Genomic DNA, 17,885 nt, shown 5'->3' with positions numbered 1-17,885 from the left:
CATAGGTGGCAGCAAACCGCGTATTGAACGGGGTCGATGCCAATGGGCGTCCCCTGCTGACCCTGTCGGTCAGCCACGAAAGGAACAGATGATGCAGATGCAAAACGTGGATGTGGTGATTGTGGGAGGTGGCATGGTGGGCCCGGGGCTCGCCGCCGCACTCAAGGAGAGCGGCCTCAAGATTGCCATCGTGGAGGGGCAGTTGCCCGAACCCCAGCTCGGCGAGGCACCGGACAACCGGGTCAGTGCCCTGAGTCTGGCCAGCCAGCGGATCTTGCAGCAAGTTGGCGCCTGGGCCGGTATCGAGGCGCGCCGCCTGCAGCCCTACGAGAAGATGCAGGTGTGGGAGCAAGACAGCTTCGGCCAGATTGGTTTTGACGCCGCCAGCCTGCGCCAGGCGGCGCTCGGCCACATAGTCGAGAATCGGGTCATCCAGCTGGCGCTGCTGGAGGCGATCCTCGATGACAGAAACGGGGAGGCGAGCAACATCAGCCTGCTGAGCCCCGCCCGGGCAGCCAGCCTGCAAAGTGGCGAGGCGGGGTCACTCCTGCTGCTGGATGATGGTCGTGCCCTGTCGGCCAAGCTGGTGGTGGCCGCCGATGGCGCCCACTCCTGGGTGCGCCGCCAGGCCGATATTCCGCTCACCAGCTGGGATTACGGCCACCATGCCCTGGTGGCGACGGTACGCTGTGCCGAGCCCCATGAGGCGGTGGCCCGCCAGATCTTCACCCCGGATGGCCCGCTCGCCTTCCTGCCCCTGTGGCAACCCAACCTCTGCTCCATCGTCTGGTCCGTGCCCGCCACCCGGGCCGAGGCGCTGTGCGCCTGCGATGATGAACAGTTCAACCGCCAGCTCACCACCGCTTTCGATGGGCGGCTGGGATTGTGCAAGGTGGAAGGGGCGCGCAGCGCCATCCCGCTCACCGCCCGCTATGCCCGCGACTTCGCCCGCGAGCGACTGGTGCTGGTGGGGGATGCGGCCCATACCATACATCCGCTGGCGGGGCAGGGGGTCAACCTCGGCCTGCTGGATGCGGCGGCGCTGGCGGAGCAGATTGTGCAAACGCATCGTGCCGGTAGGGACATAGGTCTGCTGGCCAACTTGCGTGGCTATGAGCGCTGGCGCAAGAGCGAGGCGGCCCGCATGCTGGCGGCGATGGAAGGGCTCAAGCGATTGTTCAGCGGGGCCAACCCCCTCAAGAAGCTGGTGCGCGGAATGGGATTGTGCGCCTTCGATGCGCTGGTGCCGCTCAAGCAGGGGGTGATCCGGGCCGCCATGGGGCTCGATGGCGAACTGCCTGGGTTGGCCAAGGGTGAAAAAATCTAATACTACTCAGGTTTTTTTACAACAAAACTAATGTGACGAGGCTGATGACCCATTTTGGGCATCAGCCTTTAATCTGGGTGGCAGGCGAAACGTTTTTCTTCAAATTGTGACGAAACGGTAAAAATCAAAATTTAATCTCGTGTGAGTCGCTGTTCGACTGTTTTTATCACTGTTTTTATCACTGTTTTTACCTTAGTGTCTGGGGTCTGTTTACTAGCGGTGGATTAGTTTTTTTTGAGCGGCGTGCTCGCCCTCTTGTCATATAATCCGCTGCGTTCAAGGAATCACTCTTGCCCTGCGGGGCTGGAACGAGCACAGACTCCGACTGTCTCTTCTCTTTCTGTTGCACAGGCGATTGACCGTACTGTTGGCTGTCAGAGGAAGGCGGATTGCGAGTGTTGTCGCGAACGCTTAAGGAAACACAGCGATGATCCAGACTACAGTACTGCATCCCAAGCACCTGGAAGCCGGCGCCAAAATGGTGGACTTCCACGGTTGGGAAATGCCCATCAACTACGGCTCCCAGCTGGAAGAGCACCACGCGGTGCGCACCGATGCCGGCATGTTCGACGTCTCCCACATGACCATAGTCGACTTGACCGGCGAACGGGTCAAAGCCTTCCTGCAACACCTGCTGGCCAACGACGTAGCCAAACTCACAGTCCCGGGCAAGGCCCTCTACAGCGGCATGCTCAACCCCGATGGCGGCGTCATCGATGACCTCATTACCTATTATCTGACCGATACCTTCTACCGTCTGGTGGTCAACTCCGCCACTCGCGAGAAGGATCTGGCCTGGATCCGCCACCACGCCATCGATTTTGCCGTGAGCGTGACCGAACGCCCCGAGCTCGCCATGATCGCGGTACAGGGCCCCAACGCCAAGGCCAAGGCGGCCAAGGTATTCACCCCTGAGCAGAACGCGGCAGTGGAAGGCATGAAGCCCTTCTTCGGCGTGCAGGCAGGGGATCTCTTTATCGCCACCACCGGTTACACAGGTGAAGACGGTTATGAAATCGTGGTGCCGCAAGAGAAGGCGTGTGACCTGTGGCAGGCGCTGCTGGATAACGGCGTGGCCCCGTGCGGACTGGGCGCGCGGGATACCCTGCGTCTCGAAGCCGGCATGAACCTCTACAGCCAGGATATGGACGAAAGCATCAGCCCGCTCGCCGCCAACATGGCCTGGACCCTGGCCTTCGAACCGGCCTCCCGCCAGTTTATCGGTCGCGCCGCGCTGGAAGCACAAAAAGCGGCGGGTACCCAGCTCAAGCAGGTCGGTCTGGTGATGGAAGAGAAGGGAGTACTGCGTGCCGGCATGCCAGTCACCTTCACCACCGCCAGCGGTGAAAAACGGGAAGGTGTGATCACCTCCGGCTCTTTCTCGCCGACCCTGGGTTACAGTATTGCCCTGGCGCGGGTGCCCCGAGATATCGGCGAGCAGGCCGAGGTGGAGATCCGCAAGAAGCTAGTCACCGTCAAGGTCACCAAGCCCGCTTTCGTGCGCAACGGCCAGAAACTGGTGTAACAACCCCATTGCGGCGAAGGGGATCGCCTTCGCCAGTACCCCTTGTACCCCCTCCAGGTACAAGTGATCCAAGTGAATAAGGAAGCACAAATGAGCCATATCCCGAGCGAACTGAAATATGCCACCTCCCACGAGTGGATCCGTGTTGAAGCCAACGGCGAGGCCGTGGTCGGTATCACAGAGCACGCCCAGGATCTGCTGGGAGACATGGTATTTGTCGACCTGCCGGAAGTGGGCAAGCAAATTGGTGCCGGTGATGACTGCGCCGTGGCCGAGTCGGTCAAGGCCGCCTCTGACATCTACAGCCCGGTGAGTGGCGAGATTGTTGCCATCAACGAGGAGCTGGAAGGCAGCCCTGAGCTGGTCAACTCAGACCCCTACGGCGCTGGTTGGCTGTTCCGCATCAAGCTGGACGACGCGGGTGAGCTCGCCAACCTGCTGGATGCCGAAGGCTACCAGAACCTGGTGGACGAAGAGTAATGCCCCCGGGCCCTGCCAACACGGCAGGGCCCGTTTGTATGTCTGCCAGCCGGACCCGTTCCGGCCGGCATCAGGGTGAAGTCGCCCGCGCCCGCCGCTTGCAGGTATTGCCTGCCATCGGGCCAGTCTGTTTGTGCGCCAGGTTATGCGTAACAAGGTGACCCCCTGTCGATGCTGTCGCAGCATCCGGTACCGCACTGTGCACACTGCCTGCGGTATTCAGAACATGAGTAGAGTCGGTATCAGCCGGCTATCAGGAACATCAGGTCTTGGTTACCAGGACTTATTACCAGGAATAGGGAAATGACCCAGTCACTGTTTGAACTCGAACAAAAAACCGATTTCATCCGCCGCCACATAGGCCCGGGTGAGGAAGAGCTGCGTGTGCTGCTGGCCGAGGTGGGCGCCGAGAGTCTGGATGACCTGATTGAGCAGACGGTCCCCGCCGCCATTCGCCGTCCGGGTCCGCTTGGCATTGGTGCCTCCATGACCGAAGTGGAAGCCCTGGCCAAACTCAAGGGCTACGCCGCCCAGAACAAGATCGCCAAGAGCTACATCGGCATGGGTTATCACGATACCCATGTGCCCCATGTCATCTTGCGCAACGTGCTGGAAAACCCGGGCTGGTATACCGCCTACACCCCCTATCAGCCTGAGCTGGCTCAGGGCCGCCTCGAAGCCCTGCTCAACTTCCAGCAGCTCACACTTGATCTAACGGGGATGGATCTGGCCAGCGCCTCCCTGCTGGATGAAGCCACCGCCGCTGCCGAAGCCATGGCGCTGGCCAAGCGCATGGCCAAGTCCAAGTCTCATCTCTTCTTCGTAGCCGATGACGTGCATCCGCAGGTGATCGACGTGGTCAAGGAGCGCGCCGTGCACTTTGGCTTCGACGTGGCTGTCGGCCCTGCCAGCGAGGCGGTGAGCGAAGAGGTGTTCGGTGCCCTGTTCCAGTACCCCACCACCACGGGGGAAGTGAAGGATGTACGGGCGCTGGTCGCCGCCGTGCAAGCCCAGAAAGGGCTGGCCTGCGTCAGTGCTGACCTGCTCTCCTTGCTGTTGCTCAAGTCCCCGGGCGAACTGGGCGCTGACGTGGTGTTCGGCTCCGCACAGCGCTTCGGCGTGCCCATGGGTTACGGTGGCCCCCACGCCGCTTTCTTCGCCACCCGCGACGCCTACAAACGTTCCATGCCGGGTCGCATCATAGGCGTCTCCAAGGACGCCCGTGGCAAGAGTGCCCTGCGCATGGCGATGCAGACCCGCGAGCAACATATCCGCCGCGAGAAGGCCAACTCCAATATCTGTACCGCCCAGGTGCTCTTGGCCAATATGGCGAGCTTCTACGCCGTCTACCACGGCCCCGTGGGGTTGAAAACCATCGCCTCCCGCGTGCACCGTCTCACCACCATCCTGGCGCTGGGGTTTAAAACCAAGGGCGTGGCCCTCAAACACGCCAGCTGGTTCGATACGCTCACAGTGCTGACCGCCGACAAGGCGGCACTGATCGCCAAAGCCGAAGGGCTGGGTATCAACCTGCGTGCCGATCTGGATGGTGCCGTGGGTGTGTCCCTCTCCGAGACCACTACCCGCGCCGATGTGGCCGAGCTGTTTGATCTCTTCCTCGGCAAGGGCCACGGCCTGGACGTGGAAGCGCTCGACAAGGCGGCCCAGACCCATCAGGGCATTCCGCAGGATCTGCTGCGCACCGACGCCGTGCTGACCCACGAGGTGTTCAACAAGTATCACTCAGAGACCGAGATGCTGCGTTACATCCACCGTCTCGAAGCCAAGGATCTGGCGCTCAACTACGCCATGATTTCCTTGGGTTCTTGCACCATGAAGCTCAACGCCACCGCCGAGATGATCCCGGTGACCTGGCCCGAGTTCGGCAAGCTGCACCCCTTCGCTCCGCTGGCCCAGGCCAAGGGCTACCAGCTGCTGCTGGCAGACCTCGAAGACTGGCTGGTGAAGGTGACCGGTTACGATGCGGTCTGCATGCAGCCCAACTCCGGCGCCCAGGGCGAGTACGCAGGCTTGCTCGCCATCAAGAAGTACCACGAGTCCCGTGGCGACGGTCATCGCGATATCTGCCTCATTCCGGCCTCTGCTCACGGTACCAACCCGGCCTCCGCCCAGATGGCGGGGCTGCGAGTCATCGTCACCGCCTGTGACAAGTCCGGCAACGTGGATCTCGACGACCTGCGCGCCAAGGCCGCCGAGGCGGGGGATCAGCTCTCCTGTCTGATGGTGACCTATCCCTCCACCCACGGGGTGTACGAGGAGACCATCAAGGAGGTGTGCGACATCGTTCACCAGCACGGTGGTCAGGTCTACCTTGACGGTGCCAACATGAACGCCCAGGTGGGCCTCACTGCCCCGGGCTTTATCGGGGCGGACGTGTCACACCTCAACCTGCACAAGACCTTCGCCATCCCTCACGGCGGTGGCGGTCCGGGCATGGGCCCCATCGGCGTGAAGAAACACCTGGCACCCTTTGTGGCTGGCCACGCTGTGGTCAAGACCGACAAGGAGAGCCGCAACAACGGCGCCGTGTCGGCGGCACCGTTCGGTTCGGCCAGCATCCTGCCCATCAGCTGGATGTACATCGCCATGCTGGGCGACGAGGGGCTGAAGAAATCCACCCAGGTGGCCATCCTCAATGCCAACTATCTGGCCAAGAAGCTGGGTGAATCCTTCCCGGTGCTCTATTCCGGCCGTAACGGCCGGGTGGCTCACGAGTGCATCCTGGATATCCGTCCGCTGAAAGAGGCGTCCGGTATCAGCGAGATGGACGTGGCCAAACGGCTGATGGACTACGGCTTCCACGCGCCGACCATGAGCTTCCCGGTAGCGGGCACCCTGATGGTCGAGCCGACGGAATCCGAATCCAAGCGCGAGCTGGATCGCTTCGTCGAGGCGATGACTGCGATTCGCGCCGAGATTGCCAAGGTGCAGGACGGGCAGTGGAGCCTGACCGACAACCCGCTGGTCAACGCGCCCCATACCCAGGATGACGTGATGGACGAGCAGTGGGATCGTGGCTACAGCCGGGCCGTGGCGGTCTTCCCGTCCGATGCAGTACGTGCAGCCAAGCTGTGGCCGTCAGTGAATCGCATCGACGACGTCTACGGCGATCGCAACCTGTTCTGCTCCTGCATCCCGACCGAGGATTACGCCAAGTAATAGCGGTGCAGAGTGAATGAGGGTTAGCTACCCGATAAAACCAAGGCCACCCCAGCGGGTGGCCTTGTTGTTTGTGGCGCATGTCTGACATGACATCACGCCGGAGTCTTCGCAGTCTCGGGTTGCGTCAGGACTTGCCCGGTGCGAGCAGCGCCAGGGCTTTGGCCAGGGTATCGACGGACGCCTGATGCTTGCCTGCCTTGTGCAGGGTTTCCCCTTCGGCGCGCAGCCTTTTCACCTCGGCCAGTTGCTCCGCACTGAGGGCCGGGCCTTTGGCGAGGGCGTCATCAATGCTCTTCATGTCTGCAGGGCAGTGAAAGGCGAGGGCGTTGCCGGCAAAGAGCAGGCCGATCATCAACAGTTTGGTTTTCATATTTGTTAGCTCAAGGAGGGGGCTCATCAAGGATAGCGCGCCCCTTGCAGGGCCGGTTGGGTTGATGTGGGCAGGAAGCAAGCGGTACCATGACTGTTTAGCTCATTAATGAGCCACACAGGGAGACCCAATGTCACTCACAAGGTTGCTGTCACCCTTGGCCAGTCTGGTGATTTTTATCCTGGGCCACGGCATGTTCAATACCCTGCTGACGGTGCGCCTCTCGGCCGAGCAGGTGTCGGTGCAAGCCATAGGCCTGGTGTCGGCCGCCTATTTTGGCGGTCTGGTGCTGGGCGCTTTCGTCAATGCGTGCCTCATTATCCGGGTGGGTCATATCCGGGCCTATGCGGCCTACGCTTCCCTGCTCTGTTTTCTGTTTCTGCTGCACGGCATGGTGGTGGAACCCGTCAGTTGGGCGGCGCTGCGGCTAGTGGGGGGCTTTGCCACCGGCGGTCTGTTCGTGGTGCTGGAGTCCTGGATGCTGGTCTCTAGTTCCCCGGCCAATCGGGGGCGGCTGATGTCGCTCTACATGATACTGCTCTACGGATCACTGGCCATGGGCCAATTGGTGCTCAAGTGGGTGGATCCCATGGTGCTGACACCGTTTGCCCTGTGTGCCATGGTGGCGCCCCAACCGGTCGGGGTGATTGAGCTGGTGCGGCTCACCCCGGCGGGCATGGGTAGCAGCTTCACCTCAGGTCTTATCCTCGGTGCCATCTACGGTCTGTTGCCGCTTTATTTTACCGACAGCGGGGCTTCGCTTTCGCGGGTGGCGGACATGATGGCGCTGGTGATCCTGGGGGGCATGTGCCTGCAGTATCCCATTGGCCGCATCTCTGATCGCTATGACCGGCGGCTGGTGATCCTGCTGCTCAGTGCCGTGCTGACCCTGCTTGCTTTGCTGATGGTATTGTTGCCCGAGGATTGGCGCGAGCCGATCGCCGGCGTCCTGGTGTTCTTGCTGGGGGGGATGGCGTTCTCCATTTATCCCCTGAGTCTGAGCCATGCCTGCGATGAGCTGCGCCCGGATCAGGTGTTGGGGGCCAATCAGGGGTTGCTGCTCGCCTACAGTTTGGGCGCCATGATAGGGCCATTGCTGGCGCCTTTTGTCATGATGCAGTTCGGGCCACAGGGGCTGTTTGTCTACTTTGCCCTGTGCGGTGCCCTGCTGACGGCGTATCTGGGCTGGCGCAAGCGGCAGCGGGCACCCATTCCACTGGCCGAGCATCAGGTGTTCATGCCGGTACCGCCCAATACCCCCATGACAGCGGAGCTGGAGCCGAGAACGGATCTGGAAGGGGAAGCTGTGCCTGCGACCTTTGCCACGCCCGAGGCGGAGGATGTGAAGGCCAACTAGCGCTTGGTGAATAACACGAATAAAAAAAGCCGACTCCAGAGAGTCGGCTTTTTACTGGCACGAGGGCCGTTATCAGGCGGTCACGGCATCGGCTTTGGCGGATGTTTCTGCCGCCTCTGGCGCCGCATTGCGGATGAGGTAATCAAATGCCCCCAGCGCTGCGGTTGCACCGGCTCCCATGGAGATGATGATCTGCTTGAACGGCACTGTAGTGGCGTCACCGGCAGCATAGACACCGGGCAGGGAAGTGGCGCCCTTGGTGTCGATCTCGATCTCGCCGAAGCGGGTCAGTGCCACTTCGCTCCCCTTGAGGAACTCGGTGTTCGGCACCAGTCCGATCTGGACGAAGATGCCGGCCACGCCTAAGTGCTTGATTTCACCCGTGGTGCGATCTTCATAATCCATCCCCACCACCTTGCTGCCATCACCGATCACTTCCGTGGTGCGGGCGCTCATGATGATGTCGATGTTGCCCATGGAGCGGGCTTTCTTCTGCAGCACTTCGTCGGCGCGCAGGGTATCGGCAAATTCCACCACTGTGACGTGCTCGACGATGCCGGCGAGATCGATGGCTGCTTCGATACCGGAGTTACCACCACCGATCACTGCCACGCGCTTGCCCTTGAAGAAGGGACCGTCGCAGTGGGGGCAGTAGGCCACGCCCTTGGTGCGGTACTCGAGCTCGCCCGGCACGTTCAGGTCACGCCAGCGGGCACCGGTCGCCAGGATCACGGCGCGACTCTTGAGGGTGGCACCAGAGGCCAGCTCCACATTCACATAGCCGTCCTTGCTGATGGCGGCGGCACGCTGCTCGGTGATCACTTCCACACCGTACTGCTTGACGTGCTGCTCCAGGCTTGCGGCCAGCTTGGGACCTTCGGTGTAGGGCACGGAGATGAAGTTCTCGATCCCGACCGTGTCCATCACCTGACCACCAAAACGCTCTGCGACGATGGCGGTACGAATGCCTTTACGGGCGGCATAGATGGCTGCTGCGGCACCAGCCGGGCCACCACCCACTACCAGCACGTCATAGGGGGCTTTTTCGCTCAGTTCGGCGGCCTTGCGATCGGCCGCACCGGTATCGAGCTTGGCAATGATCTCTTCCAGCGAGATACGGCCCTGGCTGAACGGCTGACCGTTCATGTAGACGTTCGGCACCGCCATGATCTGGCGCTCGTTCACTTCGTCCTGGAACAGGGCTCCGTCGATCATGGTGTGGGTGATACCGGGATTCAGGGTCGCCATCAGGTTCAGCGCCTGTACCACGTCCGGGCAGTTGTGGCAGGAGAGGGAGATATAGGTCTCGAAGTGAAACTCGCCCTTCAGCTGCTTGATCTGCTCCAGTACGGCCGGATCTGTCTTGGAAGGGTGGCCGCCGCTTTGCAGCAAGGCGAGCACCAGAGAGGTAAATTCATGACCCATGGGGATGCCGGCAAAATGAACGCGCGGGGCTTGGCCCTGTGGTGCAACGCTCATGGAAGGCTTGCGGGCATTACTGCCATCAGTCATAGCAATTTTGGGGGACATCTCGCTGATCTCGCGGGCCAATGCCAGCAGTTCTGCGGATTTGTCACTGTCGTTGCCGGACACGCTGATCTCGATGGGATTGACGATGTACTGCAGATAGGTGTTCAGCTGTTGTTTGAGGTTGGTATCCAACATCTTCGAATTCCTTCTTAATGATTGCGGGTCGGCGATGACTGGCCTGATGATCCAAGAGGAGGCCAGAAAGCAGACCGGCCCTTGAATGGGCCGGTCTTGGAAGCGGGAGGCTTAGATTTTGCCTACCAGATCCAGGGACGGGGCCAGGGTGGCGTCGCCTTCTTTCCACTTGGCCGGGCACACTTCACCCGGGTGGGAAGCTACGTACTGAGCCGCTTTGACCTTGCGCAGCAGTTCCAGCGCGTCACGACCGATGCCATCAGCGTTGATCTCAACGATCTGGATGATGCCTTGCGGGTCGATAACGAAGGTGCCGCGGTCAGCCAGGCCAGCTTCTTCGATCATGACGCGGAAGTTGCGGGTGATGGCGCCGGTCGGGTCACCAATCATCGGATACTGGATCTTCTGGATGGTGTCGGAAGTGTCGTGCCACGCCTTGTGAGTGAAGTGGGTGTCGGTGGAGACGGAGTAGATCTCGACGCCCAGTTTCTTGAATTCGGCGTAGTTGTCAGCCAGGTCACCCAGCTCGGTCGGGCAAACGAAGGTGAAGTCAGCCGGGTAGAAGAACACCACGGACCACTTGCCTTTCAGGTCTGCGTCAGACACCTGAACGAACTTGCCATTGTGGTAGGCGGTGGCGTTGAACGGCTTGATTTCAGTGTTGATATAGGTAGACATGTATTAGCTCCTTGGTGATGTACATGTGCCTGTCTGGTATTGAAGAGTCTGTCCGGACCAGGCGTTTAACGTTCGATGGATTCATCATAGGGGCTTTTCTTAATCGATTAAAGCCGCAAAATTGAATCACTTCAATCTATCTATTAGATAACCTATCGCTGCTGTACCTAACATGAATATCTCTGACGTACAGAGGTAACTCCTTGTCGAGGTTCAACATCTGTGCGGCACATCGGCTTTTCAAGGTCCGAATGGCTATTTGTTTTGTGAGGCGGCAGGACGGTGCAGTGGCGTGCTACGCAATGGGAGCAGGAAGGGCAAGGCCGGGCAGGATTGTGCAGATAAAAAAATCCCGGCGTTGTCGCTATGACAAGGCCGGGTCATCAAACAAGGAATGGCTATATAAACAAAAGCTTTACAGCAAAGACTAACTACGGGGTGTGCAAACTTGCAGACATATGAGAGGAAGAGGCTGGGTGCACAATCCCTCGTCTCCCCCTCAGCAACTATTGCATGGGGAGATAATAGTGTGATGCAGATCACAAAGCAAGGTTGTGATGTAAATTTTCAATCAAAATGAAAGGCTTTCAGCTTTATTGCCGATTTCATGTGCTGAAAACGCTTTTATCGTAATTTTATTACAGAATTTAAAGATCAGAAATCGCTGGGCGGCTCCTGTTCTTCCATCAGTTCGAGCAGGTTGATGGCAACCGCAATGAAATCCGACTCTGTCACTATGCCGATCAGCTTGCGCCCCTTGAGAACCGGCTGGCAGCCATATTTGTGGCGCTGCAGGTAGAGGGCCGCCTCTTTGATGCCGGCGTGGGGATCCACGCTCGCCACCTGGCGGGTCATGATCTCGTCGAGCTGGACACTGTCGGTGAATTCCGCCTCCCGCTCCGGGTTGATGAGCAGCAGTTTGGACTCGCGGGTGGCCAGGATGTCGGTGAGGGTGACCAGACCCAGCAGATGATGGTGTTCGTCGACGATGGGAATATGGCGTATCCGCTCCTGCTGCATTAGATCCATCGCCTGCTTGACGCTGTTTTCCGGACCCAGAGTGAAGGGATGTTCTGTCATGATCTCGGATAAGGTCATCATGGTGGGCCTCCTTGTGTATCTGCTTTCACCCTAGCCCAGCCCCCGCAGGCAAAACATGATCAGGGTCAATACAGATCATTAAAGAATCATTAACCGGATGGATGTCGCAATATTGCTCGCTATCCCTTGTCTCTCTTGGGTTTTTGGTCTTTTGGGTTGCCTTGGAAGAGGGGGATAACTAGACTAGCCGCCGATTCCCCCGAGGTGAAAGATGCAAGTATCCGATTTTCATTTTGATCTGCCAGACGAGCTGATTGCCCGCTATCCGATGGCAGAGCGTACCGCCAGCCGCCTGTTGCAGCTCGATGGTCAAAGCGGCGCCCTGCGCCATGGTCAATTTGTGGACGTGCTGGACCAGCTCAACCCCGGCGATCTGCTGGTATTCAACAACACCCGTGTCATTCCGGCGCGCATGTTTGGCCAGAAGGCCAGCGGCGGCAAGCTGGAGGTGCTGGTGGAGCGCATTCTGGACGAGCACAGCGTGCTGGCTCATGTGCGGGCCTCCAAGGCGCCCAAGCCGGGCACCCGCCTGATCCTGGATGGCGGCCCCGATGGCGAAAAGGTCGATGCCGAGATGCGTGCCCGCCACGATGCCCTGTTCGAGATCCACTTTCTCGACCCGCGCCCCGTGCTGGAGATTCTGGAAGCCATAGGCCATATGCCGTTGCCCCCCTATATCGACAGGCCCGATGAGGACGCCGACAAGGAGCGCTACCAGACCGTTTACAATCAGAAGCCGGGCGCCGTGGCGGCGCCGACCGCCGGCCTGCACTTCGATGAGCCGCTGCTGGCAAAGATCCGCGCCAAAGGGGTTGAAACGGCCTTCGTCACCCTGCATGTAGGGGCGGGGACCTTCCAGCCGGTGCGGGTGGACAAGATTGAAGATCACCACATGCACTCCGAATACGCCGAAGTGCCGCAGGAGGTGGTGGATGCCATAGCCGCAACTCGCGCCCGGGGTGGCCGCGTGATTGCGGTGGGCACCACCTCGGTACGCTCCCTGGAGAGCGCAGCCAAGGCAAGTCTGGCCCTGAGCAAGCCGCTGGCGCCGTTTTTCAGCGACACCGACATCTTCATCTTCCCCGGCTACCAGTTTCAGGTAGTCGATGCCATGGTCACCAACTTCCATCTGCCGGAGTCGACCCTGATCATGCTGGTCAGCGCCTTCGCAGGGTACGATCACGTGATGGCGGCCTATCAGGCGGCCGTGGCCGAGCAGTACCGTTTCTTCAGCTACGGGGACGCCATGTTCGTCACCCGTCGCCGGGCAGTGGCATAAGCCTCGCCCTTTATACCGGGCCTTCGGGCTCTCTATTGTCAGACTGTTTCTCTGACGCAACGAGGTAGCAATGAAATTTGAACTGAAAACCACTGACGGCCGTGCCCGTCGCGGTCAACTGGTCTTCGAACGTGGCACTGTGCAGACTCCCGCCTTCATGCCGGTCGGTACCTATGGCACCGTCAAGGGGATGACCCCGGAAGAAGTACGCGAGACCGGCGCCGAGATCCTGCTTGGCAACACCTTCCACCTCTGGCTGCGGCCGGGGCAGGAAGTGATGCGCGCCCACGGCGATCTGCACGACTTCATGAACTGGCAGGGCCCTATCCTGACCGACTCGGGTGGTTTCCAGGTATTCAGCCTGGGGCATATTCGCAAGATCACCGAAGCGGGCGTGCACTTCCGTCACCCCATCAACGGCGAGAAGATCTTCCTGGACCCCGAGAAATCCATGGAAATCCAGTACGATCTGGGTTCCGACATCGTGATGATCTTCGACGAGTGCACCCCGTACCCGGCCACTTACGAAGAAGCGCGCAAGTCCATGGAGATGTCCCTGCGCTGGGGCAAGCGCTCCCGCGACAAGTTTGATGCCTTGGGTAACAAGAACGCCCTGTTCGGTATCATTCAGGGTTCCGTGTATGAAGAGTTGCGGGATGTATCCCTCAACGGCCTGCTGGAGATCGGCTTCGACGGTTATGCGGTCGGCGGTCTGGCGGTGGGTGAGCCCAAGGAAGACATGCACAGGATCCTCGAGCATGTCTGCCCGAAAATTCCGGCTGACAAGCCGCGCTACCTGATGGGCGTGGGCAAACCGGAAGATCTGGTGGAAGGCGTACGTCGCGGGGTCGACATGTTCGACTGCGTGATGCCGACCCGCAATGCCCGCAACGGCCATCTGTTCACCACGGATGGCGTGGTCAAGATCCGCAACGCCAAGTATCGCAGCGACACCAGTACCCTGGATGCGGACTGCGATTGCTACACCTGCAAGAACTACACCCGCAGCTATTTGTACCATCTGGACAAGTGCAACGAGATCCTCGGTGCCCGTCTGAACACCATTCACAACCTGCGTTATTACCAGCGTGTGATGCAGGGTTTGCGGGACGCGATCGAGCAGGGTAAATTAGACGACTTTGTAACTGAGTTTTACCGTCGGCAAGGGAAGCCTGTGCCTCCGTTAGCTGAAAATGACGTGAAATAACAACGATATATAAGTTAGTTATCAAATCTACATCAAATAAGAGGTTGTTAAATGAGCATTATCTCCAAGGCGTATGCAGAAGGCGCAGTTCCGGGTGCACAGGGTGGTGGTATGAAAATGATCATCATGCTGGCCGTGTTCGGTCTTATTTTCTACTTCATGATCTATCGTCCCCAGGCCAAGCGCGCCAAGGATCACCGCAACCTGATGAGCTCCCTGGCCAAGGGTGATGAAGTACTCACCTCAGGTGGCCTGGTTGGCAAGATCGCCAAAGTGTCCGCCGATAGCGAATACATTGTGCTGTCCCTGAACGATCAGACCCAGGTCACCATCAAGCGTGATTTCGTCTCTGCCGTACTGCCCAAGGGTTCTATCCAGTCCCTTTAATCTCCTGAGGAGCACAGCGTGTTAAATCGCTATCCGCTGTGGAAATACCTGATGGTGGTCTTCGTGATTGCCATCGGTTTTCTATATGCAGCCCCCAATCTTTACGGCGAAGACCCGGCCTTGCAGATTTCTGCAAGCCGTGGTGCCGAAGTCAAGTTAGAGACGCTTGATCAAGTGAAGGAGACGCTCGAGGCGGCTCAGATCCCGGTCAAACATGCTGCGTTCGAGCACGGCTTCATTCTGATCCGCTTCAAGAACACTGAAGATCAGCTCAAGGCGCGTGATGTCGTTGCCAGCAAGCTTGGTGATAATTTCATTACTGCTCTTAACCTGGCGCCTTCTACCCCCGCCTGGCTTGAAGCCATCGGTGCTGCCCCCCTGAAGCTGGGTCTTGACCTGCGTGGCGGTGTGCACTTTCTGATGGAAGTGGACATGGCGGAAGCACTGACCAAGCAGCAAGAGCAGATGGTGCAGGATTTTCGCACCGAGCTGCGTACCCAGAAGATCCGTTACTCCGGCGTACGTCGGGTCGGTGATCAGGTACAGGTTCTGTTCCGTGATGAAGCGGATCAAGCCAAGGCTGTGTCTCACCTGCGTCGCCAGAATCCGGATTTGACCTTCACAACAGAGCAGAAGGGGGATGAGTTCATCCTGCTGGCTGGTTTGAGTGAAGCCAAAATCAAGGAAGTGAAAAAGTATGCTCTCGAGCAGAACATCACCATCATCCGCAACCGGGTGAATGAGCTGGGGGTGGCTGAGCCGCTGGTACAACAGCAAGGTGCCGAGCGCATCGTGGTGGAACTGCCCGGTATTCAGGATACGGCCCGTGCCAAGGAGATCCTGGGTGCGACCGCGACCCTGGAATTCCACATGGTCGATGAAACGGCCGATATTCAGGCTGCTGCCGATGGTCGCGTACCGCCGAGTTCCAAGGTGTACAACGACCGCAACGGTCGCCCCGTTGTGCTGCAAAAGCGGGTGATCCTGACCGGTGACCACATAGTGGGTGCCCAGTCCGGTTTCGATGAGTACAGCCGTCCCCAGGTCAACATCAAGCTTGATGGCCAGGGTGGCAACAAGATGGCCAACTTTACCAAGGACAACGTGGGTAAAGGGATGGCTACCGTCTTCATCGAGTACAAGCCGGTCGGTCAACCGGGTCCGGATGGCAAGCGCAAGTTCCGCAAGCAGGAGGAGGTGATCAACGTCGCCACTATCCAGTCGCGTCTTGGCAGCCAGTTCCGCATCACGGGTATCGACAACGCCAACGAAGCCCACAACCTGGCGCTGCTGTTGCGTGCCGGTGCCCTGATTGCCCCCATCCAGATCGTTGAAGAGCGGACCATAGGCCCAAGCCTGGGTCAGCAGAACATCGACAGCGGTATGGAAGCCATCGGCTGGGCCATGCTGGTTATCGTGCTGTTCATGGGGATCTACTACCGCGCGTTTGGCTGGGTCGCCAATCTGGCGCTCACCATGAACCTGGTACTGATCGTCGGTATCATGTCCATGATCCCCGGAGCCACCATGACACTGCCGGGCATTGCCGGTATCGTCTTGACGCTGGGGATGGCGGTGGATGCCAACGTGTTGATCTATGAGCGTATTCGGGAAGAGATTCGGAACGGTCGCGGGGTACAGCAGGCCATTCATCTGGGCTTTGATCGTGCATTCTCGACCATCGCTGACTCCAACGTCACCTCGCTCATCACCTGTGTGATCCTGTTCGGTATCGGCACTGGCGCCATCAAGGGCTTCGCCCTGACGCTGGGTATCGGTCTGAGTGCTTCCATGTTTACTGCCATCACAGTATCCCGCGCCATTATCAACCTGGGCTGGGGTGGACGGCGCATCGACAAGCTGCCGATCTAAGGAAGAGACATGTTTCAGATTCTACATTTTGAAAAACCTATCCCGTTTATGCGCTATGCCAAGCCGGGTGTGGTTTTCTCTGCCTTGCTGATGGTGATCTCCCTGTTCTTCCTGTTCGATCGGGGCCTGAACTGGGGGCTGGACTTTACCGGTGGTACCACTATCGAGGTGGGGTTCCAGCAATCGGTGAGCCTGGACAAGATCCACGAGGTGCTGGATGAGCAGAAGATTGAAGGGGCAACCCTGCAACACTTCGGCTCCAGTCGCGACGTGCTGTTTCGCCTGACCCCGAAAGAGGGGGTCAAGGTGGAGCAGCAGGGCAATGAAGTGCTGGCGGCCGCCAAGCGGCTTGATCAGGGTGCCGTGCTCAAGCGCGTCGAATTTGTCGGCCCCTCAGTGGGTGACGAACTGGCAACAGACGGTGCGATGGCCATGCTGGCATCCATCATCTGTATCCTGATCTACGTGGCAGTGCGCTTCGAATGGCGTCTGGCATTGGGGGGCATTATTTCCCTGGTGCACGACGTGGTCATCACCCTTGGCGTGTTTGCCTACTTCCAGTACGAGTTCGATTTGACCGTGCTGGCGGCACTGATGACCCTGGTGGGTTACTCCTTGAACGACACCATAGTGGTGTTTGACCGCTTGCGGGAGAACTTCCGCAAGGTGCGCAAGGGGGATACCGAGTACATCCTGGATCTCTCCATGACAGAGACTCTGAGCCGGACCATCATCACCTCGGGTCTGACGTTCGTGGTGGTGCTGGCGCTGCTGCTCAAGGGCGGTCCGCTGATCCACGGTTTCTCGGTCGCCATGGTGATCGGGGTGGCCTTCGGCACCTACTCATCCATCTATGTGGCGAGTGCCTTCGCCATGTTCCTCGGGGTCAAGCGGGAGCACATGCTGCCGACCCAGGTGGAAAAAGAGGGCGCGGATCAGCAAGAGATCCTGCCGTAATTGACAAGGGCGCCGCGAGGCGCCCTTTCTCTTATGGGCCGGGTGAGTCATTATGCTCCCCATCATCGATCTCCTATTACTCAAGGCAAGGAGCAAGCCATGCAACATAATCCCCGTTTTCTGGCCCTGGTCGAGGCTATTCGCACCCAGGTGAAAGAGACTGACGTGCACCAGATAAAGCGCTGGCAGGATGAGGGGCGAGCCTTCCACCTGATCGACGTGCGGGAAGAGAGCGAGTGGGCCAGAGGTCACCTGCCAGGGGCTGCCTACCTCGGTCGCGGCGTGATTGAACGGGATATCGAGACCCGCTATCCGGATCCGCAGACTGAACTCTATCTCTATTGTGGTGGGGGATTCCGCTCCATCCTGGTGGCGGAAAATCTGCAAAAAATGGGTTATAGCCGGATTGTCAGTGTCGATGGCGGTTTTCGGGGCTGGTGTGATGCCGGATACCCTGTCGAATCCTGATTTATTTGAGGGAGAGGGGAACCGCCACA

15 protein-coding genes are annotated in these 17,885 nt (G+C 59.2%); 11 read left to right on the top strand and 4 right to left on the bottom strand.

The features are described 5' to 3' along the window. Positions 1-91: 91 nt before the first annotated feature. From AXW79_RS02600 to gcvP, 4 genes are all read left to right on the top strand, one after another. Positions 92-1,327 carry an FAD-dependent 2-octaprenylphenol hydroxylase gene (locus tag AXW79_RS02600; protein WP_011898868.1) on the top strand — a complete coding sequence of 412 codons (1,236 nt, stop codon included), beginning with the start codon at positions 92-94 and terminating at the stop codon, positions 1,325-1,327. Between the two features lie 427 nt (positions 1,328-1,754). Beyond that, positions 1,755-2,852 (top strand): glycine cleavage system aminomethyltransferase GcvT, encoded by a 1,098-nt coding sequence (gcvT, locus tag AXW79_RS02595; RefSeq protein WP_005310363.1) that lies wholly within the window; start codon positions 1,755-1,757, stop codon positions 2,850-2,852. Between the two features lie 90 nt (positions 2,853-2,942). Continuing rightward, positions 2,943-3,332: a glycine cleavage system protein GcvH gene (gene gcvH, locus AXW79_RS02590; RefSeq protein ID WP_005310365.1), complete on the top strand. Its 390-nt coding sequence runs from the start codon at positions 2,943-2,945 to the stop codon at positions 3,330-3,332. 303 nt (positions 3,333-3,635) lie between these two features. Then, positions 3,636-6,512 carry an aminomethyl-transferring glycine dehydrogenase gene (gene gcvP, locus AXW79_RS02585; RefSeq protein ID WP_005310366.1) on the top strand — a complete coding sequence of 959 codons (2,877 nt, stop codon included), beginning with the start codon at positions 3,636-3,638 and terminating at the stop codon, positions 6,510-6,512. A gap of 127 nt (positions 6,513-6,639) precedes the next feature. Here gcvP and AXW79_RS02580 read toward each other — a convergent pair whose 3' ends face one another. Beyond that, positions 6,640-6,885, bottom strand: a complete 246-nt coding sequence (locus tag AXW79_RS02580) for a helix-turn-helix domain-containing protein (protein WP_005310368.1) — start codon at positions 6,883-6,885, stop codon at positions 6,640-6,642. A gap of 130 nt (positions 6,886-7,015) precedes the next feature. Between AXW79_RS02580 and AXW79_RS02575 the strand changes: the two genes are divergently transcribed. Then, positions 7,016-8,242: an MFS transporter gene (locus AXW79_RS02575; protein ID WP_011898867.1), complete on the top strand. Its 1,227-nt coding sequence runs from the start codon at positions 7,016-7,018 to the stop codon at positions 8,240-8,242. 72 nt (positions 8,243-8,314) lie between these two features. Here the strand turns inward: AXW79_RS02575 and ahpF are convergent, their stop codons facing one another. The 3 genes from ahpF to AXW79_RS02560 form a co-directional block, all read right to left on the bottom strand. Further along, entirely contained in the window at positions 8,315-9,907 is a 1,593-nt protein-coding gene (ahpF, locus tag AXW79_RS02570; protein ID WP_005310372.1) for an alkyl hydroperoxide reductase subunit F, read from the bottom strand. Between the two features lie 111 nt (positions 9,908-10,018). Next, positions 10,019-10,585 carry an alkyl hydroperoxide reductase subunit C gene (gene ahpC / locus AXW79_RS02565; protein WP_005310374.1) on the bottom strand — a complete coding sequence of 189 codons (567 nt, stop codon included), beginning with the start codon at positions 10,583-10,585 and terminating at the stop codon, positions 10,019-10,021. 654 nt (positions 10,586-11,239) lie between these two features. Further along, positions 11,240-11,686, bottom strand: coding sequence for a CBS domain-containing protein (locus AXW79_RS02560; protein ID WP_005310376.1), 447 nt, complete (start codon positions 11,684-11,686; stop codon positions 11,240-11,242). A gap of 211 nt (positions 11,687-11,897) precedes the next feature. Here AXW79_RS02560 and queA point away from each other — a divergent pair, with 211 nt between their 5' ends. The 6 genes from queA to AXW79_RS02530 all read left to right on the top strand — a co-directional run bounded on the left by queA (position 11,898) and on the right by AXW79_RS02530 (position 17,856). Further along, positions 11,898-12,965 carry a tRNA preQ1(34) S-adenosylmethionine ribosyltransferase-isomerase QueA gene (queA, locus tag AXW79_RS02555; protein WP_005310378.1) on the top strand — a complete coding sequence of 356 codons (1,068 nt, stop codon included), beginning with the start codon at positions 11,898-11,900 and terminating at the stop codon, positions 12,963-12,965. Positions 12,966-13,035: 70 nt separating this feature from the next. After that, a complete protein-coding gene (tgt, locus tag AXW79_RS02550; RefSeq protein WP_005310380.1) occupies positions 13,036-14,172 on the top strand; it encodes a tRNA guanosine(34) transglycosylase Tgt in 1,137 nt (378 codons plus the stop codon). 51 nt (positions 14,173-14,223) lie between these two features. Beyond that, entirely contained in the window at positions 14,224-14,559 is a 336-nt protein-coding gene (gene yajC / locus AXW79_RS02545; protein WP_005310382.1) for a preprotein translocase subunit YajC, read from the top strand. A gap of 18 nt (positions 14,560-14,577) precedes the next feature. Continuing rightward, positions 14,578-16,431, top strand: a complete 1,854-nt coding sequence (secD, locus tag AXW79_RS02540; RefSeq protein ID WP_011898866.1) for a protein translocase subunit SecD — start codon at positions 14,578-14,580, stop codon at positions 16,429-16,431. A 9-nt stretch (positions 16,432-16,440) separates the two neighbouring features. Then, positions 16,441-17,388, top strand: coding sequence for a protein translocase subunit SecF (secF, locus tag AXW79_RS02535; RefSeq protein WP_005310386.1), 948 nt, complete (start codon positions 16,441-16,443; stop codon positions 17,386-17,388). Between the two features lie 99 nt (positions 17,389-17,487). Further along, on the top strand, positions 17,488-17,856 hold the full coding sequence (locus AXW79_RS02530; RefSeq protein ID WP_005310388.1) for a rhodanese-like domain-containing protein: 369 nt from the start codon (positions 17,488-17,490) through the stop codon (positions 17,854-17,856). Positions 17,857-17,885: the final 29 nt, after the last annotated feature.

The organism is Aeromonas salmonicida subsp. salmonicida (assembly GCF_001643305.1).
Lineage (GTDB): Bacteria > Pseudomonadota > Gammaproteobacteria > Enterobacterales > Aeromonadaceae > Aeromonas > Aeromonas salmonicida.
Note: the sequence above shows the minus strand (reverse complement) of the source record. Positions and strands in the feature narration are given on the sequence as shown.

Coding starts and splice junctions, on each gene's coding strand:
- gcvH (WP_005310365.1), top strand. CDS start 2,943: ATGAGCCATATCCCGAGCGAACTGAAATATGCCACCTCCCACGAGTGG.
- yajC (WP_005310382.1), top strand. CDS start 14,224: ATGAGCATTATCTCCAAGGCGTATGCAGAAGGCGCAGTTCCGGGTGCA.
- tgt (WP_005310380.1), top strand. CDS start 13,036: ATGAAATTTGAACTGAAAACCACTGACGGCCGTGCCCGTCGCGGTCAA.
- ahpC (WP_005310374.1), bottom strand. CDS start 10,585: ATGTCTACCTATATCAACACTGAAATCAAGCCGTTCAACGCCACCGCC.
- AXW79_RS02530 (WP_005310388.1), top strand. CDS start 17,488: ATGCAACATAATCCCCGTTTTCTGGCCCTGGTCGAGGCTATTCGCACC.
- gcvT (WP_005310363.1), top strand. CDS start 1,755: ATGATCCAGACTACAGTACTGCATCCCAAGCACCTGGAAGCCGGCGCC.
- queA (WP_005310378.1), top strand. CDS start 11,898: ATGCAAGTATCCGATTTTCATTTTGATCTGCCAGACGAGCTGATTGCC.
- AXW79_RS02600 (WP_011898868.1), top strand. CDS start 92: ATGCAGATGCAAAACGTGGATGTGGTGATTGTGGGAGGTGGCATGGTG.
- AXW79_RS02560 (WP_005310376.1), bottom strand. CDS start 11,686: ATGATGACCTTATCCGAGATCATGACAGAACATCCCTTCACTCTGGGT.
- gcvP (WP_005310366.1), top strand. CDS start 3,636: ATGACCCAGTCACTGTTTGAACTCGAACAAAAAACCGATTTCATCCGC.
- AXW79_RS02580 (WP_005310368.1), bottom strand. CDS start 6,885: ATGAAAACCAAACTGTTGATGATCGGCCTGCTCTTTGCCGGCAACGCC.
- ahpF (WP_005310372.1), bottom strand. CDS start 9,907: ATGTTGGATACCAACCTCAAACAACAGCTGAACACCTATCTGCAGTAC.
- secF (WP_005310386.1), top strand. CDS start 16,441: ATGTTTCAGATTCTACATTTTGAAAAACCTATCCCGTTTATGCGCTAT.
- AXW79_RS02575 (WP_011898867.1), top strand. CDS start 7,016: ATGTCACTCACAAGGTTGCTGTCACCCTTGGCCAGTCTGGTGATTTTT.